General features: G+C 64.1%; 21 protein-coding genes. 15 read left to right on the forward strand and 6 right to left on the reverse strand.

The annotated features are described in order from the left end of the window. Positions 1 to 39 precede the first annotated feature (39 nt). From ACQ6S1_RS02765 to dprA, 4 genes are read left to right on the forward strand one after another with little or no spacing between them, the layout of a single operon-like run. The gene (locus ACQ6S1_RS02765; RefSeq protein WP_445039622.1) at positions 40 to 1,002 is read left to right on the forward strand and encodes an aspartate carbamoyltransferase catalytic subunit; all 963 of its coding nucleotides are present in this window, start codon (positions 40 to 42) and stop codon (positions 1,000 to 1,002) included. Beyond that, the gene (locus ACQ6S1_RS02770) at positions 999 to 2,282 is read left to right on the forward strand and encodes a dihydroorotase (RefSeq protein WP_445039623.1); all 1,284 of its coding nucleotides are present in this window, start codon (positions 999 to 1,001) and stop codon (positions 2,280 to 2,282) included. Before ACQ6S1_RS02765 ends, ACQ6S1_RS02770 begins: the two co-directional genes overlap by 4 nt. A 36-nt stretch (positions 2,283 to 2,318) precedes the next feature. Beyond that, the gene (plsY, locus tag ACQ6S1_RS02775) at positions 2,319 to 2,930 is read left to right on the forward strand and encodes a glycerol-3-phosphate 1-O-acyltransferase PlsY (RefSeq protein WP_445039624.1); all 612 of its coding nucleotides are present in this window, start codon (positions 2,319 to 2,321) and stop codon (positions 2,928 to 2,930) included. A gap of 16 nt (positions 2,931 to 2,946) precedes the next feature. Continuing rightward, a complete protein-coding gene (gene dprA / locus ACQ6S1_RS02780; protein WP_445039625.1) occupies positions 2,947 to 4,056 on the forward strand; it encodes a DNA-processing protein DprA in 1,110 nt (369 codons plus the stop codon). Between the two features lie 18 nt (positions 4,057 to 4,074). On the opposite strand, the gene ACQ6S1_RS02785 is transcribed toward dprA, so the two are convergent. Continuing rightward, positions 4,075 to 4,269, reverse strand: a complete 195-nt coding sequence (locus ACQ6S1_RS02785; RefSeq protein WP_445039626.1) for a hypothetical protein — start codon at positions 4,267 to 4,269, stop codon at positions 4,075 to 4,077. A gap of 239 nt (positions 4,270 to 4,508) precedes the next feature. On the opposite strand from ACQ6S1_RS02785, the gene topA reads away from it, so the two are divergent. The 6 genes from topA (at position 4,509) to rpmG (ending at position 12,049) form a co-directional block, all read left to right on the forward strand. Then, on the forward strand, positions 4,509 to 7,178 hold the full coding sequence (gene topA / locus ACQ6S1_RS02790; protein ID WP_445039627.1) for a type I DNA topoisomerase: 2,670 nt from the start codon (positions 4,509 to 4,511) through the stop codon (positions 7,176 to 7,178). Positions 7,179 to 7,188: 10 nt separating this feature from the next. After that, the gene (gene rnr / locus ACQ6S1_RS02795) at positions 7,189 to 9,447 is read left to right on the forward strand and encodes a ribonuclease R (protein ID WP_445039628.1); all 2,259 of its coding nucleotides are present in this window, start codon (positions 7,189 to 7,191) and stop codon (positions 9,445 to 9,447) included. Further along, a complete protein-coding gene (locus ACQ6S1_RS02800; RefSeq protein WP_445039629.1) occupies positions 9,444 to 9,863 on the forward strand; it encodes a DUF983 domain-containing protein in 420 nt (139 codons plus the stop codon). The genes rnr and ACQ6S1_RS02800 overlap by 4 nt, the downstream gene beginning before the upstream one ends. Positions 9,864 to 9,949: 86 nt before the next feature. Continuing rightward, positions 9,950 to 10,594 carry an NUDIX hydrolase gene (locus tag ACQ6S1_RS02805; RefSeq protein WP_445039630.1) on the forward strand — a complete coding sequence of 215 codons (645 nt, stop codon included), beginning with the start codon at positions 9,950 to 9,952 and terminating at the stop codon, positions 10,592 to 10,594. Positions 10,595 to 10,598: 4 nt separating this feature from the next. Next, positions 10,599 to 11,789: an MFS transporter gene (locus ACQ6S1_RS02810; RefSeq protein ID WP_445039631.1), complete on the forward strand. Its 1,191-nt coding sequence runs from the start codon at positions 10,599 to 10,601 to the stop codon at positions 11,787 to 11,789. Between the two features lie 92 nt (positions 11,790 to 11,881). Further along, positions 11,882 to 12,049, forward strand: a complete 168-nt coding sequence (rpmG, locus tag ACQ6S1_RS02815) for a 50S ribosomal protein L33 (protein ID WP_445040247.1) — start codon at positions 11,882 to 11,884, stop codon at positions 12,047 to 12,049. Between the two features lie 344 nt (positions 12,050 to 12,393). Here the strand turns inward: rpmG and ACQ6S1_RS02820 are convergent, their stop codons facing one another. Further along, a complete protein-coding gene (locus ACQ6S1_RS02820; protein WP_445039632.1) occupies positions 12,394 to 13,764 on the reverse strand; it encodes a PleD family two-component system response regulator in 1,371 nt (456 codons plus the stop codon). A gap of 11 nt (positions 13,765 to 13,775) precedes the next feature. Next, positions 13,776 to 14,144 (reverse strand): response regulator, encoded by a 369-nt coding sequence (locus ACQ6S1_RS02825; RefSeq protein ID WP_445039633.1) that lies wholly within the window; start codon positions 14,142 to 14,144, stop codon positions 13,776 to 13,778. Positions 14,145 to 14,265: 121 nt separating this feature from the next. On the opposite strand from ACQ6S1_RS02825, the gene ACQ6S1_RS02830 reads away from it, so the two are divergent. Both ACQ6S1_RS02830 and ACQ6S1_RS02835 read left to right on the forward strand, forming a co-directional pair. Continuing rightward, positions 14,266 to 14,556, forward strand: a complete 291-nt coding sequence (locus ACQ6S1_RS02830; RefSeq protein WP_445039634.1) for a DUF3572 domain-containing protein — start codon at positions 14,266 to 14,268, stop codon at positions 14,554 to 14,556. Further along, positions 14,553 to 15,836: a DNA polymerase IV gene (locus tag ACQ6S1_RS02835; RefSeq protein ID WP_445039635.1), complete on the forward strand. Its 1,284-nt coding sequence runs from the start codon at positions 14,553 to 14,555 to the stop codon at positions 15,834 to 15,836. Before ACQ6S1_RS02830 ends, ACQ6S1_RS02835 begins: the two co-directional genes overlap by 4 nt. Positions 15,837 to 15,838: 2 nt before the next feature. On the opposite strand, the gene hemN is transcribed toward ACQ6S1_RS02835, so the two are convergent. The 3 genes from hemN to ACQ6S1_RS02850 all read right to left on the reverse strand — a co-directional run bounded on the left by hemN (position 15,839) and on the right by ACQ6S1_RS02850 (position 19,339). Further along, positions 15,839 to 17,173: an oxygen-independent coproporphyrinogen III oxidase gene (hemN, locus tag ACQ6S1_RS02840; protein WP_445039636.1), complete on the reverse strand. Its 1,335-nt coding sequence runs from the start codon at positions 17,171 to 17,173 to the stop codon at positions 15,839 to 15,841. Between the two features lie 69 nt (positions 17,174 to 17,242). After that, positions 17,243 to 18,340, reverse strand: a complete 1,098-nt coding sequence (locus tag ACQ6S1_RS02845; protein WP_445039637.1) for a cytochrome-c peroxidase — start codon at positions 18,338 to 18,340, stop codon at positions 17,243 to 17,245. A gap of 120 nt (positions 18,341 to 18,460) precedes the next feature. Continuing rightward, complete coding sequence (locus ACQ6S1_RS02850) at positions 18,461 to 19,339, reverse strand: EipB family protein (RefSeq protein WP_445039638.1); 879 nt, start codon at positions 19,337 to 19,339, stop codon at positions 18,461 to 18,463. A gap of 126 nt (positions 19,340 to 19,465) precedes the next feature. Here ACQ6S1_RS02850 and ACQ6S1_RS02855 point away from each other — a divergent pair, with 126 nt between their 5' ends. From ACQ6S1_RS02855 to ACQ6S1_RS02865, 3 genes are all read left to right on the forward strand, one after another. Continuing rightward, positions 19,466 to 19,933, forward strand: a complete 468-nt coding sequence (locus ACQ6S1_RS02855; protein ID WP_445039639.1) for a RidA family protein — start codon at positions 19,466 to 19,468, stop codon at positions 19,931 to 19,933. 125 nt (positions 19,934 to 20,058) lie between these two features. Continuing rightward, on the forward strand, positions 20,059 to 21,315 hold the full coding sequence (locus ACQ6S1_RS02860; RefSeq protein WP_445039640.1) for a GNAT family N-acetyltransferase: 1,257 nt from the start codon (positions 20,059 to 20,061) through the stop codon (positions 21,313 to 21,315). Between the two features lie 74 nt (positions 21,316 to 21,389). After that, positions 21,390 to 21,818: an HIT family protein gene (locus ACQ6S1_RS02865; RefSeq protein ID WP_445039641.1), complete on the forward strand. Its 429-nt coding sequence runs from the start codon at positions 21,390 to 21,392 to the stop codon at positions 21,816 to 21,818. Positions 21,819 to 21,877 lie beyond the last annotated feature (59 nt).

Raw genomic sequence — 21,877 nt, forward strand, 5'->3', positions numbered from 1 at the left:
TTGCCCCCGGTTCCGACTCCACCTAAGAGACGCCTTCGGATGAACGCTCCAGCGCAACCCGATTTCACCTTCCGCCACCGGCACCTGCTCGGGATCGAAGGCCTTTCGCCGTTCGAGATCACGGGCTTGCTCGATCTCGCGGAAGAAGCCGTGACCTTGAACCGCCAGGTCGAAAAACGGCGCTCGTCGCTGCGCGGCCGCACCCAGATCAACCTGTTCTTCGAGAATTCGACGCGCACGCAATCGTCCTTCGAAATCGCAGGAAAACGGCTCGGCGCGGATGTGATGAACATGTCGGTGTCGTCGTCGTCCATCAAGAAGGGTGAGACGCTGCTCGATACGGCAGCCACGCTCAACGCCATGCATCCCGATCTGATCGTGGTGCGCCATCACGCGGCGGGCGCGGTGCATCTGCTGGCGCGCAAGGTGGATTGCGCCGTGGTGAATGCGGGCGACGGAGCGCATGAGCACCCCACCCAGGCGCTGCTCGATGCGCTGACCATCCGCCGCAACAAGGTCCGCATCATGGGCCTGATCGTCGCCATCTGCGGCGACGTGCTGCACAGCCGCGTGGCGCGCTCCAACATCATCGCACTTCAGGCGCTCGGCGCGCGGGTGCGCGTGATCGGGCCGTCCACCCTCCTGCCGCGCGGCATCGAGCGCTTCGGCGTCGAGGTGTTCCGCGACATGCGGGCGGGGCTGAAGGACGCGGATATCGTGATGATGCTGCGGTTGCAGCTGGAGCGGATGAACGGTTCTTTCGTGCCGTCGGTGAAAGAGTACTTCCACTTCTACGGTCTCGACGCGGAAAAACTGTCCTGGGCCAAACCGGATGCGCTCGTGATGCACCCGGGGCCGATGAATCGGGGCGTCGAGATCGATTCGGAAGTGGCCGATGGCGCGCAGAGCCTGATCCGCGAGCAGGTTGAGATGGGCGTCGCTGTTCGCATGGCCGTGCTGGAGGCCTTGGCCGGCAATCTGCCTGATCGGGACCGAGCATGAGCGAGCGCCCCCTTCTTTTCCGCGATGCCCGCCTCGTCGACCCGGCCTCAGGCACGGAAATTCGCGGCTCCCTTCTCGTTGAGGATGGCATCATCGCCGGGCTGGCGGCCGATGCGGCGTCCGCGCCGGAAGGTTCGGAAATCATCGACTGCGCGGGCAAGGTATTGGCGCCGGGCCTCGTGGATATGCGCGCCTTTCTGGGCGAACCCGGCGCGGAGCACCGCGAGAATATCCGCTCTGGCTCGCTGGCGGCCGCAGCCGGCGGGGTGACGACGCTCGTCTGCATGCCGGACACCGATCCGGTAATCGACGATCCTGCCATCGTCGATTATTTGCTGCGCCGGGCGCGAGCCAATTCCGTGGTCAATCTTCATCCCGCAGCGGCCCTGACGAAAGGCCTGCGCGGCGAGGAAATGACCGAGATCGGCCTGCTGAAGATGGCGGGCGCGGTGTGCTTCACCGATGGCGCGCGCTCCGTGGCCAATGCTCGCGTGATGACGCGGGCGCTTACCTATGCCCGCGATTTTGACGCACTGATCGTCCATCACACGGAAGATCCGGATCTTGCGGGCAAGGGCGTGATGAATTCCGGCGAATATTGCAGCCGGCTGGGACTATCGGGGCGGCCCGTGGAGGCGGAAGCTGTCATGCTGGAGCGCGACATGCGCCTCGTCCGCATGACGCGGAGCCGTTACCACGCAGCGATCATCACCTGCCGCGATTCGCTGGAGATCGCCCGGCGCGCCCGAGATGCAGGCCTGCCGGTCACGTTCGGCACCTCGATCAACCACCTGTCGTTCAACGAAACCGACGTCGGCGACTACCGCACCTTCTTTAAAGTGGCGCCGCCGCTTCGCGCCGAGGAAGACCGCATGGCGCTGGCGGAAGCGTTGGCCGAGGGACTGATCGACGTGATCGTGTCCGACCACAATCCGCAGGACGTGGAACAGAAGCGCCAGCCCTTCTCAGATGCTTCCGATGGCGCGATCGGTGTCGAAACCATGCTGAGCGCGGGCTTGCGGCTGGTCCATGCGGGGCATCTGGCGCTGCCGCGTCTGCTTCACGCGCTCTCCACCCGACCGGCGGAATTACTGGGCCTTCCGGGCGGCCGGCTGGAAAAGGGAGCCGCGGCCGATCTCGTCCTGTTCGATCCGGACGAGCCTTACATGCTCGACCCCGCGAACCTGCATTCGAAGTCGAAGAACACGCCATTCGACGAGGCCCGGCTGGAAGGCCGCGTGCTGCGTACGCTGGTTGCCGGACGCACCGTCTACCAATAATCTCGGCTTTTCAAACTCGCTGGAATTTCCTGGCCGATGCCGTCCATTCCCGTTTTGCTTGCCGCTCTGGCCTTCGGTTACTTGCTGGGCTCCATCCCCTTCGGCTGGCTGCTGACGCGCGCGGCGGGCCTGGGCGATATCCGCAGCATCGGCTCGAACAATATCGGCGCGACGAACGTGCTTCGCACCGGCCGCAAGGATCTGGCAGCCGCGACGCTGCTGGCGGATGCGCTGAAAGGCACTCTTGCGGTGTTCGTGGCATCCTCTTGGGGGCTGGAGCCCGCGCTGGCAGCCGCGCTCGGCGCGTTCGTCGGACATCTCTTCCCCGTCTGGCTCGGCTTCAAGGGCGGCAAGGGCGTCGCCACCTATATCGGCCTTCTGCTGGCCTTTGACTGGGCGGCGGCGCTTGCCTTCGGCGCGATCTGGCTCGCGGTGGCATGGCTCACGCGGTATTCCTCGCTGTCGGCGCTAATTGCCTGCGCGGCAACACCTCTCGTGCTCTGGCTCACCGCATCCACGCCTGTCGCGTTGCTTTTCGTGGTGCTCGCGATCCTGATCTACATCAAGCATCAGGCAAACATCCGCCGCCTTCTGGCTGGCACGGAAAGCCAGATCGGCAAGAAGCCGACGCCTTCACCCAGCGTCTAGGACGGGCGTTTCAGAGATGGCGTTGTCCGACACCCGGAAACTGGCATGGCTGCGCCTTATCCGTTCCGAGAACATCGGCACCCAGACGTTTCGTAGGCTGCTTCATCGCTACGGAAGCGCCGAGGCAGCACTGGAAGCCTTGCCGGATCTGGCCCGCCGCGGCGGCGCGCGTGTCAGCCCTCGCATCTGCTCGAACGCCGAGGCGGAGCGCGAACTCGCGGCCCTGGAGCGGCTGGGCGCCCGTTTGATCGGCTTGGGCGATCCCGATTACCCGTCCCTGCTCGCGCACGCTGACGGAGCTCCCCCATTGCTGACGTCGATGGGCGACGGTGCCGTGCTGAATCGCCCGATCATTGCGATCGTTGGTGGGCGCAATGCCTCCGCCGCCGGGCGGACCTTCGCGGCACGGCTGGCCGCCGAACTCGGTGATGCAGGATTCGCGATTGCCTCCGGGCTGGCCCGGGGCATCGATGCTTCGGCCCATGAGGCCAGCCTGGGCACCGGCACGATCGCCGTAATGGCCGGCGGCCCGGATCGGATCTATCCACCGGAGCACAAGGATCTGCTCGCCCGATTGCAGGAAAAAGGAACCGCGCTGACGGAGATGCCCGCGGGATGGACGCCGAGGGCGCAGGATTTTCCCCGGCGCAACCGAATCATCGCCGGACTAGCGATCGGTACCGTGGTGGTGGAAGCTGCACTGAGATCGGGCTCGCTGATCACCGCCCGCCTTGCCAACGAGATGGGCCGCGAAGTGCTGGCGGCGCCCGGCTCACCGTTGGACCCGCGCTGCGAGGGCTCGAACAAGCTTCTGCGAGATGGGGCGACCTTGATCACGAAGGCCGAGCATGTGGTCGAGGCCATCTCTCCGAGCATGAGCCCCGGCCTGTTCATGGCCGGGACGCCCGAGATTTCCGAGGTCGAACCGCCGATCCCACTGGCGGCGGACGACGAACACGATCTGCGCTCGCGTATCGAGAGCCTGCTGGGCCCTTCGCCCTGCGGCATCGATGATCTGGTTCGTCTCGCCGGCGCACCCGCCGGGCATGTTCAGTTCATTCTGCTCGAGCTGGAAATCGCGGGCCGGCTCGAGCGGCATTTCGGCGGGCGTGTAAGCCTCGTCTAGGTTCCGGCAGAAGGAACCTCAGGAATGTCCGGCGCGTCCCTGACCGTGGTTTCGTGCTGTTTCCTCAGCTTCGAGTCGAGCGAGATCAAGCAGATAGCCGATGACATCCAGCCCCGATCCCCGAGCCAAAGTCGCCAACTCCGCCGTCAGCTCTGCCACGTACTTCGCCGTTTCCATTGGAGTTTGTCCTCCTCCCGGATTTTTTGCGTTCATTCGCGGCCCCTGCCCTGTCCCCTGGCCCAGCAGCAATAAGTGCAACGGGTCGAGGAGCTTAAATTAGCTTCCGCCCAATCGGGTTAGCCCAACCTTACTGATAATTGCAAGTTCATATAACACAACCTAAAGCCGCGTCCTGGTGGTGCAATCGCTGTAAAGTTTGACACGCATCGGGCGCTTCCCCATGTTCTCGCCGCTTCTGGCATCATCATCTCTTTGAGAAAACACAGGCAAGTATGGACCTCGTCATCGTCGAGTCCCCGGCGAAAGCCAAGACGATCAACAAATATCTGGGCTCCGGTTATGAAGTCCTGGCGTCTTACGGCCACGTTCGCGACCTTCCGGCCAAGGACGGATCGGTGGATCCGGAGCAAGACTTCCAGATGCTGTGGGAAGTCGACGGCAAGGCCCAGAAGCGCCTGAGCGATATCGCGCGCGCGGTGAAATCGGCCGATCGCCTGATTCTCGCGACCGACCCCGACCGCGAAGGCGAGGCCATTTCTTGGCATGTGCTGGAGGTACTGCGCGACAAGAAGGTGCTGAAGGGCCAGACGATCCAGCGCGTCGTCTTCAACGCCATCACCAAGCAGGCCGTGCTCGACGCGATGAAGCAACCGCGCGAGATCGATGTCGCGCTGGTGGATGCCTATCTGGCCCGGCGCGCGCTCGATTATCTCGTCGGCTTCACGCTCTCTCCCGTGTTGTGGCGGAAGCTGCCGGGCGCCCGTTCCGCCGGCCGCGTGCAGAGCGTGGCCTTGCGCCTCGTCTGCGATCGTGAGCGCGAGATCGAGACCTTCGTCAGCCAGGAATATTGGTCGCTCATCGCCCATCTTGCGACGAAGAAGGGTGAGGCCTTCGAGGCCCGCCTCGTCGGCGCGGATGGAAAGAAGATTTCCCGGCTTGGCATCGGCAACGGCGAAGAGGCCGCCGCCTTCAAGCGTGCGCTCGATTTCGCGGATTTCACCGTAGCCTCGGTTGAGTCGAAGCCCGGCAAGCGCCATCCGCAGCCGCCCTTCACCACGTCCACCCTGCAGCAGGAAGCCTCACGCAAGCTTGGCCTCTCCGCGACCAATGCGATGCGCACGGCCCAGCGCCTGTACGAGGGCGTCGACATCGGCGGCGAGACGGTCGGCCTGATCACCTATATGCGAACCGATGGCGTGCAGATCGCGCCGGAGGCGGTTTCGCAGGTGCGTGGCTTCATCGGCAAGAATTACGACCGCCGTTACCTGCCGGGCGCGCCGCGCATCTACAAGACGAAGGCCAAGAACGCCCAAGAGGCGCACGAGGCGATTCGCCCGACCGACGTTTCGCGCCGGCCGCAGGATGTGCGCGCTCATCTCGATCGGGACCAGTTCGCGCTCTATGAACTGATCTGGAAGCGCACGGTCGCCAGCCAGATGGAATCGGCCGAGGTGGAGCGCACCAATGCCGAGATCGTGGCGCAGGCGGCGAGCCGTGGCCTGGAACTGCGCGCCACGGGCACCGTCATCACCTTCGATGGATTCCTAGCACTCTATCAGGAAGGCAAGGACGACGAGGGCGACGATGACGAGGCGCGCCGCCTGCCGCCGCTCGCCGCCCACGACCCGCTGGACGCACGCGAGATCAAATCGACCCAGCACTTCACCGAGCCGCCACCGCGCTACACCGAAGCGAGCCTTGTGAAGAAGATGGAGGAGCTCGGCATCGGGCGCCCATCCACCTATGCGGCGACCCTCGGCGTGCTGCGCGACCGCGGCTATGTCGAACTCGACAAGAAGCGCCTCGTCCCCCAGGACACGGGTCGCATGCTCACGGCGTTTCTGGAAAGCTTCTTCCGCCGCTATGTGGAATATGATTTCACGGCCGGGCTGGAAGAGAAGCTCGACCTGATTTCCGATGCCGAGCTCGACTGGAAGGACGTCCTGCGCGATTTCTGGCAGGACTTCGCCGCGGCCATTGCCGGCACCAAGGAATTGCGCACCACCGAGGTGCTGGAAGCCCTCAACGAGGTGCTTGGCCCACACATCTTCCCGCCACGCGGCGACGATGGCGATCCGCGCCAGTGCCAGGTCTGCGGCACCGGACGGCTGTCTCTGAAAACCAGCAAATACGGCGCGTTTATCGGCTGTTCGAACTATCCCGAATGCCGCTACACGCGGCCTCTGGCAGCGCCTGCCGGCGGCGCCGAAGGCGTTGCGGGCATGGGAGCCGATGGCACGCGCACTCTTGGCCAGGATCCGGAGACCGGCACCGACATTACGATCCGCGACGGCCGGTTCGGCCCGTATGTGCAGCTTGGCGACGGCGACAAGCCGAAGCGGGCCTCGCTGCCGAAGGGCTGGACGCCGGACAGCATCGATCTCGAGCGAGCCGTAGCCTTGCTGTCCCTGCCGCGCGATATCGGCACGCACCCAGAGACGGGGAAGATGATCCAGGCCGGGATCGGACGCTACGGCCCCTACGTCAACCACGATGGCGTCTACGCCAATCTGTCGTCGGCGGAAGAGGTGTTCGAGGTCGGCATCAACCGCGCCGTATCCGTACTCGCGGAGAAGAAAGCGGGCGGACGCTCGGCGCGCGAGAGCACGCCGGCCAAGGTGCTCGGCGACCATCCGGAAGGCGGTTCGATTACGCTGCGCGCCGGCCGGTTCGGGCCCTATGTGAGCCACGGCAAGGTCAACGCCACCATCCCGCGCAGCCGTGACCCCGATACCCTGACGCTGGAAGAAGCGGTCTCGCTGATCGCTGCCAAGGCGGAAGCCGGTGGCGGTACGAAGAAGCCCGCGCGCAAAGCCACAAGCAAGACCACGGCCAAGAGCGCAACGAAGAAGGCTCCGGCAAAGAAGGCCGCGACCAAGACACCTGCGAAGAAGAAGAGCACCGCCAAGACGGCCGGCGATTCTTCGACCGCCGACACCTGACGGAGTTCGATTGGCCGCGTCCCGCAATCCACAGCTGCCGAGCAAGGAAGAGATCGCCGCGTTCATCGCGCAACATCCCGGCCAGGCCGGCAAGCGCGATATCGGCAAGGCGTTCGGCATCAAGGGTGGCGCCGCGAAGGTCGCGCTGAAATCGCTGCTCAAGGAGATGGAACGCGAAGGCGCCATCTCGCGCAGCGGCCGGCGAATGCGCACCCCCGGCGCCCTGCCCGGAATCGTTCTGGCCGACATTTTCGGCCGCGACAGCAACGGTGAATTGCTGGCCCGTCCTGTCGAGTGGAACGACGAGGACGGCGAACCACCGAGAATTCTCGTGCACAGCCAAAGGCGTGGCCGCAAGCCGGACATCGCGCCCGGAACAGGCGACCGGGTTCTCCTCAGGATCGAAACGACGGGCGAAGCCGAGCCGATCGGGCGCGTGGTGAAGCTGATTTCGCGGGAGAGCCAGCGCCTCCTCGGAATTTTCCGCGCACGACCCGGCGGCGGCGGGCGGCTTGAGCCGGTCGACAAGAAACGTCTCGGCCGCGCTCTCGACGTCGCACCCGGCGAGGAAGGTGGCGCCGGCGAGGGCGATCTCGTCGCGGCCGACATCATCCGGGAAAGCCGGTTCGGCGTGCCGCAGGCCCGCGTGCGTGAACGCCTCGGATCGCTGACCAGCGAGAAGGCGATCAGCCTCGTTGCCATCCACACGCACAACATTCCCCATGTCTTCCCGGCGGCTGTGCTCGCGGAAGCCGATACGGCCGGACCGGCGAAACTCGCGGGGCGCGACGACTGGCGTGCCCTGCCGCTGGTGACCATCGACCCGGCCGATGCCAAGGACCATGACGACGCGGTCCATGCCGAGCCGGACGCGAACGAGGCCAATCCCGACGGCTTCATCGTCACGGTGGCGATCGCCGACGTGGCAGCCTATGTGCGCCCCGGCACAGCCCTCGACCGCGAGGCGTTGACCCGCGGAAATTCGGTCTATTTCCCCGACCGCGTCGTTCCCATGCTGCCCGAGCGGATTTCGAACGATCTGTGCTCGCTTCGCCCGCTTGAAGACCGTCCGGCGATTGCTGTGCGGATGGTCATCAATGCGGAAGGCCGCAAGACAAGCCACACGTTCCACCGCATCATGATGCGGTCTGCCGCGCGGCTATCCTATCAGCAGGCGCAGGCCGCCGTGGATGGCCGCACGGACGACGTGACCTCACCTCTCCTCGAGCCGGTCCTGAAGCCGCTCTGGAAGGCATACGCGGCCGTGAAGAAGGCGCGCGATCAGCGCCAGCCGCTCGATCTCGATCTTCCCGAACGGAAGATCATTCTCGATTCCGAGGGCAAGGTCGATCGGGTGATCGTGCCGCCGCGTCTCGATGCGCATCGGCTGATCGAGGAGTTCATGATCCTCGCCAACGTGGCAGCCGCCGAAACCTTGACCGCCAAGCGACTGCCTATCGTCTTCCGGGTTCATGACGCGCCCTCCCTCGAAAAGCTGACGAGCCTGCGGGAATTCCTCAAGACGCTCGACATGGCTTTGCCGGCCGGAGAGAATCTGCGCCCGGCCCATTTCAACCGTATTCTCAGCCATGTGGCCGACAGCGAGCACAACGAGGTCGTCAACCAGGTGATTCTGCGCTCGCAGGCGCAAGCCGAATACGGCCCTGACAATTACGGCCATTTCGGACTGAACCTGCGCCGCTACGCACACTTCACCTCGCCTATTCGCCGCTACGCCGACCTCATCGTCCACCGCGCGCTGATCACCGCCCATGATCTAGGTGAGGATGGCCTGCCGAAGCACGTTACGCCCGCAATCATGGCCGAGATCGGCACCGCCATCTCGGCGGCTGAACGACGCGCCATGGCGGCGGAGCGTGACACGATCGACCGCCTGATCGCGCACCATCTCGCGGAGCAGATCGGCGCGACCTTCCGGGGCCGCATCTCGGGCGTCACGAAATCCGGGCTGTTCGTGACCCTCGCGGACACCGGTGCTTCGGGTTTCGTGCCGGCATCGACGCTGGGCCAGGATTATTTCGTGTTCGACGAGGCCGGACACAGCCTGATCGGCGAGCGCACCGGGGAGGCCTTCCGCCTCGGCGACGATGTCGAGGTCAAGCTGGTCGAGGCCATCCCCGTCGCCGGCGCCTTGCGTTTCGAGGTGCTGAGCGAGGGCCGGCCGATGAAACCTCCGGGTCGCGGCAAGCGCGGTCTGCGCCGCGCCAGCGCCGAATCACGGCCCCGACGAACGGCGAGACGGAAATGAACGAGAGATCCGCCGCCCTTCTCCCCACGGAGCGCCCGCTCGGCACCGCCATGCTGAACGGCGCGCGCGGGCGATGCCCGCATTGCGGCGAAGGCAAGATCTTCTATGCCTATCTGAAGGTGGTGGATGCCTGCCCCGCCTGCGGCGAACCCCTGCACCACCATCGTGCCGATGACGCACCGGCCTATATTGTCATCAGCATCGTGGCTCATATCGTGGTGGGGCTGCTGCTCACCGTGGAAATGAACTTCGCGCCGCCCGTCTGGCTTCACCTGATTTTGTGGGTGCCGATGACGATCATCATGTCGCTGGCTCTGCTGCCCGTGGTGAAAGGCGCACTTGTGGGCATGCAATGGGCCTTGCGCATGCATGGCTTCGGATCGGCCAATCCCGACGGCCCGCCTGCCGCCCGGTGATCACCGAGCCCCGACCATCTCTCGCCGAAAGGCCGGCCTTCCATCCGTCCCAACGCCGTCCGCGCGATGCGGCGACGATCATCCTGATGGATCGGACGGGGCCATTTCCGCGTGTCCTGTTCGGCAAGCGCCATGACAGGCTGGTCTTCCTGCCGGGCCTGTTCGTCTTTCCGGGTGGCCGCGTGGAAGCCGGGGACGGACGCATACCCAGTACTTCGCCCCTCCGGAAAACTGTCGAGAGCGCCTTGATGCGCCAAACCAGTCGCCCGAGTACGGCACGGGCCCGCGCCATCGCGCTTGCCGCGATCCGGGAACTGTCCGAGGAAACCGGCCTTCTGCTCGGAGAAAGCGGCACCTGGTCCCGCCCGCCGGGCGCGGACGACTGGATGCCCTTCTTCGAGCGCGGGATCGTGCCGGCCTTGCACAGCCTGACCTACGTGGCCCGCGCCATTACGCCGCCCGGCCTGCCGCGCCGCTACGACACCCGCTTCTTTGCGGTGGACGCGGAAAATGTCGCCGCCCGCATCGATGGCCTCGTTCATCCCGATGCGGAACTGGTGGAGCTGTGCTGGGCGGGGCTGGATCGCGAGAACGACCATCTCCCGATGCTGCCCATCACGCGTGTCATATTGCGGGAACTCGCCGCTCGTATAGAAGCGGGATTGGAGCGGGACCTTCCCGTACCCTTCTTCCGGACGCGCGGTGGAGCCTTCCTCCGCGACGAAATCTGAGTTCATGAGCATTTTCACCGACCAGCGCAGCCAGATCATGGCCATCGCGACCGCCATCATGTGCATCACGATCGTCGGTATCGGGCTCAGCCTTTCCGTTCCGCTTCTGTCGTTCGTGTTGGAAGAGCGCGGCGTCTCGGGAACGATGATCGGGCTGACGACAGCGATGTCGGGCATTGCGACCATTATCGTGGCGCCGTTCATTCCGCGGCTGGCGGCGGTCATCGGCGTTCGCGGCCTGCTCGCCGGAGCGCTGCTGCTGGGCGCCTCGATCTTCATCGCCTTTTATTTCGCCGGCCCACTCTGGGTGTGGTTCCCGCTGCGCTTTCTGTTCGGAGTATCGCTGGCGGTTCTTTTCGTTCTCTCCGAATTCTGGATCAACGCCGCAGCTCCCGAGCGCTCGCGCGGCCTCGTCATGGGCATTTACGCGACGTGCCTGTCGCTGGGGTTTGCGGCCGGTCCGACTCTTCTGACCGTGCTGGACCGCGCGTCGATCACGTCCTACGCCGTGGGCGCGGCCATCTTCCTGATTGCCCTGATCCCCGTCGGGCTTGCCGGCAATCTCATGCCGAAGATCGAGTATGGTCAGCACCAGGGGCTCCTGACCTTCTTCACCGTGGCACCGTCCGCCATCTTCGCGGCTTTCGTCTTCGGCGCGGTCGAGACCGGCGGCATGAGCTTTCTGCCTCTCTATGGATTGCGGCTTGGTTATCAGGAGGCGACCGCTGCCCTCCTCGTGTCCATCCTGGCTCTAGGCAACGTGCTGGTGCAGGTGCCGATCGGCATCGTCAGCGACCGTATCGACCGGCGTAAGCTCCTTCTTGGGCTCGGCTCGGTCGGCGTGCTGGGTGCGGCATTGATGCCGTTCATTGCGCATCAGCCGTCATTCCTCTTCCCCGTGGTTGCCGTCTGGGGCGGGCTGGTGGCCGGCCTCTACACCGTGGGGCTGGCGCATCTGGGAGCGCAGTTCCGTGGCGGGCAGCTCGCGGGCGCCAACGCCGCCTTTGTAATGATGTACAGCATGGGCATGCTGGTGGGCCCGCCCATGGTGGGCGCCGGCCTCGACCTCTGGGACCCGCATGGATTGCCTCTGACCATCGCCGCCCTGTTCGCGATCTACGTCGCCGTAGTGGGCGTTCGCGTGGCATCGGGCCGGCGTAAAAACCCTGCGACCATTCGCACCGAGAATCCTTGACTTGCACGGCGGGATGATTAGGTTGCCGGCTTCCTGATTGCATTTAGGTGCGCCTGCGCTTCGCCCTTGCGCGCGCCGCCAAGGAGTTCCGCATGGCCAAGGCCGCGATGATCAAGATCAAGCTGCTCAGCAGCGCAGACACCGGCTTCTTCTACGTGACGAAGAAGAACGCGCGTACGAAGACCGACAAGATGGTCATGAAGAAGTATGACCCCGTCGCGCGCAAGCACGTCGAGTTCCGCGAAACCAAGATCAAGTGATGTGACGCGGCGAAAGCCGCGTTGGTTCGCATGCAACAAGGGCCGGTGCAGATCTGCACCGGCCCTTGTTGCATTGCGTCTCTCGGCAGAGCCACGAGAGGATTGTGGCGGGGACAGCCTCCTTGTTGAGGCCACAGAGACCGCCCCCGCCGTTAAGGTCCTTGAGCAGCGGAAGATGCGGCAAATCCACCATTCTCGGACCGCGCAAGACTGGTTGAGTACTCAATCCAGCCTCGGCACATCCACGATAGATTCGGACGCATTTTAGGAAAATGCAAAAGCGGTCGGCCGCGTCGATTCCTTAAATAAACCTAAATATTTAAGCTTAATCGCGGGACGTCGTTTCAGGCGGCGTCCGAGACGACGCGATTTCGCCCGTCGCTCTTGGCCTGATAAAGCGCGACATCCGCTCGCTTGATGACGCTGGCCGGAGTATCCGCTGCCTGGCGGGCTGAAATTCCGACGGAGATGGTGACGTCGAGCGATGCCTTCGCCCTTCCCACGATGAAGGGCTCCTGCATGATCTTGCGGCGCAACCGCTCTCCGACATTGCGGGCGACCCCGAGGTCGGCATCTGGCATCACGATCACGAATTCCTCGCCGCCGTAGCGGCAGGTGATGTCGATGCCGCGCGTGCTTTTGCGGACGCGGTTCGCGAATTCCCGCAGAACCTCGTCACCGCAATCATGGCCATATGTGTCGTTGATCGCCTTGAAATGATCGATGTCGATCATGACGACACTGAGCGGGCGTTGCGGCACCGGTTCCGCGTCGAACAATTGCTCGAGCTGCCGTTCCATGTAGCGCCGATTGTGCATCCCGGTCAGCGGATCCATCACGGCCATTTCCACGCTGACCTGGACACTGGCGCGCAGACGCTCCGAATATCTCTTGCGGCGGATCTGGGTTTTGACGCGGGCGATCAGCTCGGCCCGATCGATCGGGCGCGTCAGGAAATCGTTGATTCCCAGATCGAGCCCGCGGACCATGCGGGCGCTGTCCTCCGGCTCGGTGACGGCCAGGATCGGCAGATAGCGCGTCCGCTCCAGCGAACGCGTCTGGCTGCAAAGCCGCAGGCCGTCGTAATTGGCGAAGCCGAGACTCACGATGAGCAGGTCGTAGGACACCTCCGCAGCCCGGAACACGGCCTCCTGCGGCGAGGTTTCGATCTCGACGTGATGATCCTGATCGAGCGCGGCCTTCATGCGCTCATAGGAAGACGCGCGGTCATCCACGATCAGGATGCGTCCGCGCAGGCCGTCGTCCAGGATCGCCGCGCCCCAGATGCCGGCCACATCGATCTCCCGCGACGATACCGCGCGAAGATGGAGATCGTCGGTCATCTGCTTCATGCGGCTGAGGCTGCGCACGCGGGAGAGGAGAGCTACCTCCGAATAGGGCTTGGTGAGAAAATCGTCGGCGCCAGCTTCCAGGCCCGCGACGCGGTCGGCCGGCTGATCCAGCGCGCTGACCATGACGATGGGGATATGATAGGTGCGCGGATCGCTCTTCAGGCGCCGGCACACCTCGAACCCGTTCATGCCCGGCATCATTACGTCAAGCAGCACGATATCGCAGCTGCTGCGCAGGCACGCGTCGATCGCTTCTTCACCGTTGCTGGCCGCGACGACCTCGAAATATTCCGCCGTCAGCTGTGCTTCCAGAAGCCGGAGATTGGCGGGAACATCGTCGACGATGAGGACACGCGCGGGCATCGACGGCGCGCCTAGGAATCGAGAAAATGTCGAACCGTCTCCAGGAATTTGGACACGGAAATCGGTTTCGACAGATAGGCTTCGCATCCACCTTCCCGGATGCGCTCCTCGTCGCCCTTCATGGCGAAAGCGGTAATCGCGATCACCGGTATCTTTTTCAAATCCTCGTCATCCTTGAGCCAGCGCGTGACCTGCAGCCCCGAAACCTCCGGGAGCTGGATATCCATCAGGATCAGGTCCGGCATGTGCATGCGCGCGAGCGCGATCGCCTCGACGCCGTTGCGGGTCTGCACAGTGGCATAACCGTTGGCCTCCAGAAGATCGTTGAAGAGCTTCATGTTAAGCTCATTGTCTTCCACAATGAGGATCGTTTTTGCCATCAGAGTGGACTCTCTCCCCCTGGGGAACCTCGAAACGCTCACTCGCACGGGGTGGGCGGCAATTGGTAGTGGTTGCCGAAAATACTACTAGCTAAAAGTTGACGAAGGGCGAATCCTATTGATGAAAGAAGGTGCTATCCGGCGCGACACCGGGAACGCCGAAGAGCTCGCCGGGCGCGCTCTGCTCTTCTTTGCCGGCGATGCCGAGCGCCTGGGAAGCTTCCTGGCCGCTTCCGGCCTCGACCCTCGCCGGATCCGCGAGGTGGCGGGCGAGACCGGTTTTCTGGTGGGCGTACTGGACTACATCCTGGCTGACGAACCCTTGCTCCTCGCCTTCGCGATGGAAGAAGGCATTCGAGCGGAACATGTGATGCAGGCCCGGCTCGCGCTCGCGGGACCCGTAACGGAGTGAACGGCGCTCGGCTCGAGCCGGGCTTTTGCCGCGATTGCCTCGCGGAGGCCTCCGAACGCCCACGATGCGGAACGTGTTTCGGCCCTCGTGTCGTGCGCCATCGGGAAATCCATTCCCTGCAGGTGGCGCATGTGGATTGCGATGCGTTCTTCGCAGCCATCGAGAAGCGCGACAATCCGGAACTGCGCGATCGTCCGGTGATCGTCGGCGGCGGCCGGCGCGGCGTGGTGTCGACGGCCTGCTATATCGCCCGCATCAACGGCGTGCGCTCGGCCATGCCCATGTTCAAGGCGCTGGCGCTGTGCCCGGAAGCGGTGGTTGTGCGGCCCTCTCATGCACGCTATTCCGCCGTGGGGCGCGAGGTGCGCGATCTGATGCGGGAATTGACGCCTCTGGTGGAGCCGGTCTCCATCGACGAGGCGTTTCTCGATCTGTCGGGCACCGAACGCGTGCACGGCATGTCGGCCGCGCGTGTGCTCGCGCAATTTGCGAAGCGCGTCGAGAAGGAGATCGGCATCACGATCTCAGTCGGCCTCGCACCGAACAAATTTCTCGCGAAGATCGCGTCGGATCTGGACAAGCCACGTGGTTTCGCGGTGATCGGGCGCGCGGAAGCTGTCGAATTCCTCACCGCGCGCCCTGTCGGCATGCTTCCGGGCGTGGGCGCCGCGGCGCGGGCCAGGCTGGAGAAGCATGGCATCACCGAGATCGGCCATCTTCGGCGCCTGTCGGCGGAAGATGCCATGCGCACGCTTGGATCGCACGGCCTCCATTTGTGGAATCTGGCACATGGCCGCGATGAGCGCCCGGTGCGCCCAACGCGCGAAACCAAGAGCATCAGCGCCGAAACCACGTTCGATGAAGATGTCGCCGATGCCGATTCTCTGGCGCGTACGCTGTGGTCACTGTCGGACAAAGTGGCGACCCGCCTGAAACAGGCCGGCTTCTCGGGGACGCGCGTCACGCTGAAGCTGAAGACCGCCGATTTCCGAAGCCGCACCCGCAGCCGGACATTGGAGACCCCTACCCGCCTCGCAGCCCGGATCTATGAAACCGGGCGCGATCTCCTGATGGCTGAGGCAAAGGGCGAGCGTTTCCGGCTGATCGGAATCGGCGTGGACGATCTGCACCCCTTGGAGGACGGCGATCCGCCGGATCTCCTGCTGCCGGATCTGCCGCGCCGCATCGCAGCCGAAACCGCGATCGACGATCTGCGTCGGCGGTTTGGAGCGGCCATCGTCGACCGTGGAATCGCGTTCAGGCCGCGCGATAAAAGCTGACCTCAGACCGCCAGGCTGTGCCGCATGGAGGTGTCGTCCCGGTAGGCGTCGAACGCCGCGGCCACAAGGCGGGCGAACGGCCAGCCATCCTCGGTGAGGCAGATGCGCTGACCGTGCATCTCGACCAGACCCTGCGCCTCCAGCGGGCCGACCTCGGAACGAACCTGCTCCTGCAAGTCCGGCGACAGATCGGATTCGAGATCGACATAGCCGCGGCACAGCACCTTTTCGATCAGGTGCCCACGCCGGCGATCCTCATCGGTCACAGCCCGGCCGCGCGTCACCGCGAGCTGCCCGGCGGCGATCAGGTCCTGATAGCGGCGAACGTCCGCCGTGTTCTGCGCGTAACCCTGCGGAAGACAGCCGATGGCCGAGGATCCGAAGCCGATCAAAGCCGGCGACGTGTCGGTCGTATAACCCTGGAAATTCCGCCGCAGTTTTCCCTCGACACTGGCCTTCGCCAAGGTATCGCTCGGCAACGCGAAATGGTCGAAGCCCACGGCTGCATAACCCGCGTCCATCAAGGTCGTGCGGAGCGCCATCATCTGGTTGAAGCGCTCTTCGGCTTCCGGCAGCGCCGTTTCCTCGATCAGGGCCTGGTTCTTCTTCACCCATGGCACGTGGGCGTAGCCGAACGTCGAGACGCGGCTCGGCGCGAGCTCGACCACCTGTGCGATGGTTTCAACGGTCTTGGCCACCGTCTGGCGGGGCAGCCCGTACATGAGATCGAAGCTGATGGAGCCGATGCCGGCATCGCGCAGCCAATCCACGACCGAGGTGACGCAATCATAGCTCTGAACGCGGCCGATGGCCTGCTGGACTTCAGGGTCGAACGTCTGAACGCCAAGGCTGGCCCGGTTCACACCCAGCCGGGCGAGAGCCTGAACGAGCGAACGCTCGATGCGGCGCGGATCGATCTCGATGGCCTGTTCGGCATCATCCAGAATGTCGAAACGGGCGTGCAGAACGTCGAGCACGTTCTCGAACAGTTTCGCACCCAAGGCCGTCGGCGTTCCGCCGCCCCAATGGATGTGAGAGACCTGCATGCGGCCCGGCAGGCAATCGGCCACCATGTCGATCTCGACCTGGAGACGCTGCGCGTAACGCTCGATGATTTCCGGATGGCGCACCACGCGGGTGTTGCAGCCGCAATACGAACACAGCTCCTCGCAGAACGGCACGTGCAGATAGAGCGACACCGGCATAACCGGTGAGAGCTCGCTGAGCCAGCTCCGGTACACGTCCTCGTCGGTCTGCCCGAACTCCGTCGCGGCGGGATAGGACGTGTAACGCGGGACACGAACGGTCGCGAGACGGGCCATGTCGGTCTGCATCATGATGAGCCTGATACTCAGAGGATCGGTCGGTGCATCCTGACGACGAACCGACCGATCCGAAACTCAGGATTACTCCTTAACCTGAGTGGCAGCCGCCGGCGTCATCAGTTCGGGACGCGGCGTGGTCGCCGAATTCGGGGGCAGCATCGGATAATCGACCTTGGGCTGCTCGCCGGTCAGCGTGTGGAGGAAGGCCACGATCGCGCCGACCTGCTCCTTGTTCAACTCGGCGCCGAGCTGCGACGTGCCCATGATCTCGACCGCCTGCTCCAGATCCCACACCTTGCCGGTATGGAAATACGGCGCCGTCAGCGCGACATTTCGCAGCGACGGCGCGCGGAACACATATTCATCGCTCGCCGTCTCGGTGACCGCGAAACGGCCCTTGTCGTTCAGCGGCAGGATCTCGGCGCCGGGACGCTCGACGACGCCGAAGGCGAAATAATCGCCGCCGCCAACGTTGACGCCGTTGTGGCAGGACGCGCACCCGCTGTCGATGAACAGGCGCAGACCCTGCTTCTCCTTGTCGTTCAGAGCCGCGACATTGCCTTCGAGGAACTGGTCGAACTTGGAGCCGGGCGTGATGAGGGTCGCCTCGAACACTTCGATCGCCTTGGCGACGTTGTCGAAGGTGATCGGATCGTCCTCGCCCGGGAACGCCACTTTGAAGCGCTCATGATATTCCGGCATGCTCTTGAGCACGGCAAGAACACGCTCGGGTGTCGCGTTCATCTCGACCGCCGCCTGGATCGGCCCCTTCGCCTGGGTGCGAAGGTCTTCGGCACGCCCGTCCCAGAACTGGGCGACGTTGAAGAACGAATTGAACACCGTGGGGGCATTGCGCGGACCCCTCTGCCAGCCGTGGCCCACCGAGGTTTCAAGCCCGTCGACACCACCGATGCCGACATTGTGGCAGGTGTTGCAGCTCAGAAGATGGCTCGACGAAATGCGCGGATCGAAGAACAGCATCTTGCCGAGCTCGACCTTGTCGCGCGTGATGGGATTGTTCGCCGGCACCGGCTGCACGGTCGGCAGCGGCTTGAACATTTCCAGCGCACCTGAGCGCAAGGCATCGACGTCAGACGCCGGGAATGGCGCATTCTGCGCATAGGCGGCGCCCGCCATCAAAGCCGCGACGGCTACCGTCGCCAAACGTTCCCATCTCATGGTCTCGTCTCCGTATTTGAGCCAGCACAAAGATTAAGTGCACAGGCGGAGACAGCATTGAGTTGGATCAATAAGTTGAGCGATTTTCTGGAATTGTTATGAGTATAATACCGGAGGTAATTATCCGCCCGACCGGGTGGCGCAGGCACCCGCAGGCAGGATATCCAGCTCGGTCAATTTGCCCGATAGAGTGAATTCCCCGTAATCGAGACGGAGAGCCCCGGCGATTCCATTTTCATAAAGATCGACGCCGAATATGAACTTCGGCGTCTCCTCGGATGGCGCGGAGCCCGGCTCAAAATAGCTCACCGACACCGGCCAGAACTTTTTGCCCGCCAATTGCGCATCGGGCGGCGTCGCCTCTCCGCCCGGCTCGCGGACCTTGCCGATAAAGGCGACGGAGGGGCTCGCCACGTCGCCCGGCTCACCACCATCGAACACATCGGCTTCGACGATGAACGCACCGGCGCGGGCTTCCGCCAGAAGGCGGCGGAGATGCTCCGTCGGAAAGAGGCTTGCGGCGGCGACATCCGTCTTGCGTGAAGCAGGCTTTTGCAGCGTCACCTCGATCTTGTCGCGCAGCCTTTTCGCGGCGCCCTTGATGGAGGGCTGCTCCTGGTCGGACAGAGTGCTCTGCGTGTCGAAACTGAAGGCTTTGGAATCGTCCGTCTCGTCGGTGACGGAGCGGAAATCGAGCACATTGCTGTTGCCCTCCCCGCTCGCCATCGACATCACCTGCCGATAGGTCAGGATCGAGCGGCAATCACGCCGGACAAATTCATAAACGAGGCGCCCCGAAATGGCCTGCACGCCGCCGCGGCCGCGCGCCTGGACGAGGCTGAGATCGTAGACGGCGCGGTGCGGCGTCAGCACGTCCACGGAGACGATTGCGCTTTCGGCCCGGCTCGGCGCCGGCACGAATGCAGCGGCCAGCAAAACGAGAGCGGCAGCAGACGCGGCGCGGCTGCGGCGCACGGAGGATGGAGCGATGACGACCATGCGCCGGACGATATCGGGCGCCCTTCCCCCATGCAATGAGCGAATATGCGGCATCAAGCAGCCCGGACATGCTTGCCGGAACGGTTCTGCTGGGCGATGACAGCGGTCTCATCAGAGGGAGCCGACATGACTGGAACCATCGAAAAGCGCCTTGCCGAGCTCGGTGTGGATCTGCCGAACCCGACGCCGCCCGCCGCGAACTACGTGCCGGCCGTCCGGACTGGCAATCAGCTCTTCATTTCCGGCCAGCTGCCGATGAATGCAGACGGCATCACCCTGAAGGGTCAGCTCGGCGCCGGGGTGGAGATCGAGGCGGCGCGGGAAGCGGCACGGCTGTGTGCGATCAACGTGCTGGCACAGGCGAGAAGCGCGCTGGGCGGCGATCTGGAACGCGTGGTGCGGCTCGTGAAGGTTGTCGGCTTCGTGGCGTCGGCATCCTCATTCGGAGACCAGCCGAAGGTGGTGAACGGCGCGTCCGATTTCTTCGTCGACGTGCTGGGTGACAAGGGTCGGCACGCCCGTTCGGCCGTCGGCGTTGCCGCTCTGCCGTTCGGCGCGGCGGTCGAGGTGGAGGCGATCTTCGAGATCGTCTGAAATTCTGATCTCGGCTGGCGGTGGCGCCGGTCGTCGACCGCCCGTCAGCTGAGATCTTTGAAAATGCCTCGTTCCGATCCGAGATCCCGCCTTGGCGTACGGGGCGGATGGCTTAGATAAGGCGCATGCCGAACATCCCTCCGGGACGGGCCGCGCTTCGCGTGAACCTCCTGCCCTCAATCGCATCGATCGAGGCCGCCGCCTGGAACGCCTGCGCCAATCCCGGCCAGTTTCCGTCCGGAGCGGAGGCGAGCCTTGCGCCCGCCTATGACCCCTTCATCTCCCACGAATTCCTGAGCGCGCTGGAGGACAGCGGATCGGTAGGCCGCCACACCGGCTGGACGCCGGCACATCTGGCGGTCGAAGACGACACGGGCGTGCTTCTGGGCGTCGCGCCCGTTTATGCGAAGGGACATTCGCAAGGCGAATACGTGTTCGACCACGTCTTCGCGGACGCGCTGGAACGGGCTGGCGGTAATTATTACCCGAAGCTTCAGCTCAGCGTGCCGTTCACGCCCGCAACGGGCCGTCGCTTGCTCGTTCGACCAGGCCCGCATCACGACCAGGCACGGCTTGCATTGCTGCAAGGCCTGGCCAGCCTGATGCGGACGGTCGAGGCCTCATCCGTGCACATCACGTTCATGACGGAAGAGGAACAGGCCGTGGCGGTGGAAACCGGGCTCGGTTTCCTCGCGCGAGACGACATCCAGTTTCACTGGAGCAATGACGGCTTTTCCAGCTTCGACGACTTTCTGGCGGCCATGCCCTCGCGCAAGCGCAAGGCGGTGAAGAGGGAACGGCGGGATGCGCTAGCCGATGGGTTGACGATCCGCTGGATCACCGGGGCAGACCTCCAAGAGGCGCATTGGGATGCCTTTTGGCAGTTCTATCAGGACACGGGCTCCCGCAAATGGGGGCAGCCCTACCTCACTCGCCGCTTCTTCAGCCAGATCGGCACGACGATGGCCGACAACGTGCTGCTGGTCTTCGCCATGCGCGGCGATGTGCCGGTAGCCGGAGCGCTGAATCTGATCGGCGGAGACACCCTGTTCGGCCGCTATTGGGGGTGTGTCGAGGAGCATCCCTTCCTTCATTTCGAAGTGTGCTATCATCAGGCGATCGATTTCGCGCTGGCTCATGGGCTGAAGCGTGTGGAGGCCGGAGCGCAGGGCGGCCACAAGCTCGCACGCGGCTATCGCCCCAATCTCACCCATTCGGCGCATCTGTTTGCCCATTCCGGTCTGGAGCACGCGGCCGAGGACTATCTGGCGCGGGAGCGGCTGGAAATCCGCCAGGCCTGCGCGGCTCTCGACTCCGAGACGCCTTTCAAGCATCCCACCGAACAGCAAAATCTGGATCTGAAGGCGTTCGCCCCGCCATAGAAAGATCACCTTCCCCGCGTCTAGAACGCTGCATCAAAAAAAGACGCTCGCAGTGAACGAGAGGAACCGCCCACATGGCTGAGTACGATCCGACCAACATCTTCGCCAAGATCCTGCGTGGCGAGCTTCCCTCGCACAAGATCTATGAAGACGATCGTGCTCTCGCCTTCATGGATGTGATGCCGCGGGTGGACGGTCATGTTCTGGTCATCCCTAAGCACCCTGCCCGCAATCTGCTCGATTGCCCGCCGGAGGATCTCGGTTACGTCATGGGCGTGGTGCAAAATGTCGCCCGCGCGGCCGTGGAGGCCATGGACGCCGACGGATTCACCATCCAGCAATTCAATGAGGAAGCTGGCGGACAGGTGGTGTTCCACCTGCACTTCCACATCCTGCCGCGAAAGGCCGGAGTGCCGCTGCGCCCGCATTCCGGGGAAATGGCCAAGCCGGACGTGCTGGCCGGACACGCGGAACGAATCCGGGAGGCGCTAGCGGCCGACTAAAAACCCGGTCGTCGTTCGATAGCCTCATAAAAAAGCCCCGCCGAAGCGGGGCTTTTTCA

Source organism: Terrihabitans aquatilis (assembly GCF_052542005.1).

Excerpts from the sequence above, each read along its gene's own strand:
- ACQ6S1_RS02765 (WP_445039622.1), top strand. The coding sequence starts at position 40 with ATGAACGCTCCAGCGCAACCCGATTTCACCTTCCGCCACCGGCACCTG.
- ACQ6S1_RS02820 (WP_445039632.1), bottom strand. The coding sequence starts at position 13,764 with ATGCCCGCGCGTGTCCTCATCGTCGACGATGTTCCCGCCAATCTCCGG.
- ACQ6S1_RS02855 (WP_445039639.1), top strand. The coding sequence starts at position 19,466 with ATGACTGGAACCATCGAAAAGCGCCTTGCCGAGCTCGGTGTGGATCTG.
- ACQ6S1_RS02805 (WP_445039630.1), top strand. The coding sequence starts at position 9,950 with ATGGATCGGACGGGGCCATTTCCGCGTGTCCTGTTCGGCAAGCGCCAT.
- hemN (WP_445039636.1), bottom strand. The coding sequence starts at position 17,173 with ATGATGCAGACCGACATGGCCCGTCTCGCGACCGTTCGTGTCCCGCGT.
- ACQ6S1_RS02770 (WP_445039623.1), top strand. The coding sequence starts at position 999 with ATGAGCGAGCGCCCCCTTCTTTTCCGCGATGCCCGCCTCGTCGACCCG.
- dprA (WP_445039625.1), top strand. The coding sequence starts at position 2,947 with ATGGCGTTGTCCGACACCCGGAAACTGGCATGGCTGCGCCTTATCCGT.
- ACQ6S1_RS02830 (WP_445039634.1), top strand. The coding sequence starts at position 14,266 with ATGAAAGAAGGTGCTATCCGGCGCGACACCGGGAACGCCGAAGAGCTC.
- ACQ6S1_RS02800 (WP_445039629.1), top strand. The coding sequence starts at position 9,444 with ATGAACGAGAGATCCGCCGCCCTTCTCCCCACGGAGCGCCCGCTCGGC.
- ACQ6S1_RS02810 (WP_445039631.1), top strand. The coding sequence starts at position 10,599 with ATGAGCATTTTCACCGACCAGCGCAGCCAGATCATGGCCATCGCGACC.
- plsY (WP_445039624.1), top strand. The coding sequence starts at position 2,319 with ATGCCGTCCATTCCCGTTTTGCTTGCCGCTCTGGCCTTCGGTTACTTG.
- ACQ6S1_RS02845 (WP_445039637.1), bottom strand. The coding sequence starts at position 18,340 with ATGAGATGGGAACGTTTGGCGACGGTAGCCGTCGCGGCTTTGATGGCG.
- ACQ6S1_RS02850 (WP_445039638.1), bottom strand. The coding sequence starts at position 19,339 with ATGGTCGTCATCGCTCCATCCTCCGTGCGCCGCAGCCGCGCCGCGTCT.
- ACQ6S1_RS02785 (WP_445039626.1), bottom strand. The coding sequence starts at position 4,269 with ATGAACGCAAAAAATCCGGGAGGAGGACAAACTCCAATGGAAACGGCG.
- ACQ6S1_RS02860 (WP_445039640.1), top strand. The coding sequence starts at position 20,059 with ATGCCGAACATCCCTCCGGGACGGGCCGCGCTTCGCGTGAACCTCCTG.
- topA (WP_445039627.1), top strand. The coding sequence starts at position 4,509 with ATGGACCTCGTCATCGTCGAGTCCCCGGCGAAAGCCAAGACGATCAAC.
- ACQ6S1_RS02865 (WP_445039641.1), top strand. The coding sequence starts at position 21,390 with ATGGCTGAGTACGATCCGACCAACATCTTCGCCAAGATCCTGCGTGGC.
- rpmG (WP_445040247.1), top strand. The coding sequence starts at position 11,882 with ATGGCCAAGGCCGCGATGATCAAGATCAAGCTGCTCAGCAGCGCAGAC.
- ACQ6S1_RS02825 (WP_445039633.1), bottom strand. The coding sequence starts at position 14,144 with ATGGCAAAAACGATCCTCATTGTGGAAGACAATGAGCTTAACATGAAG.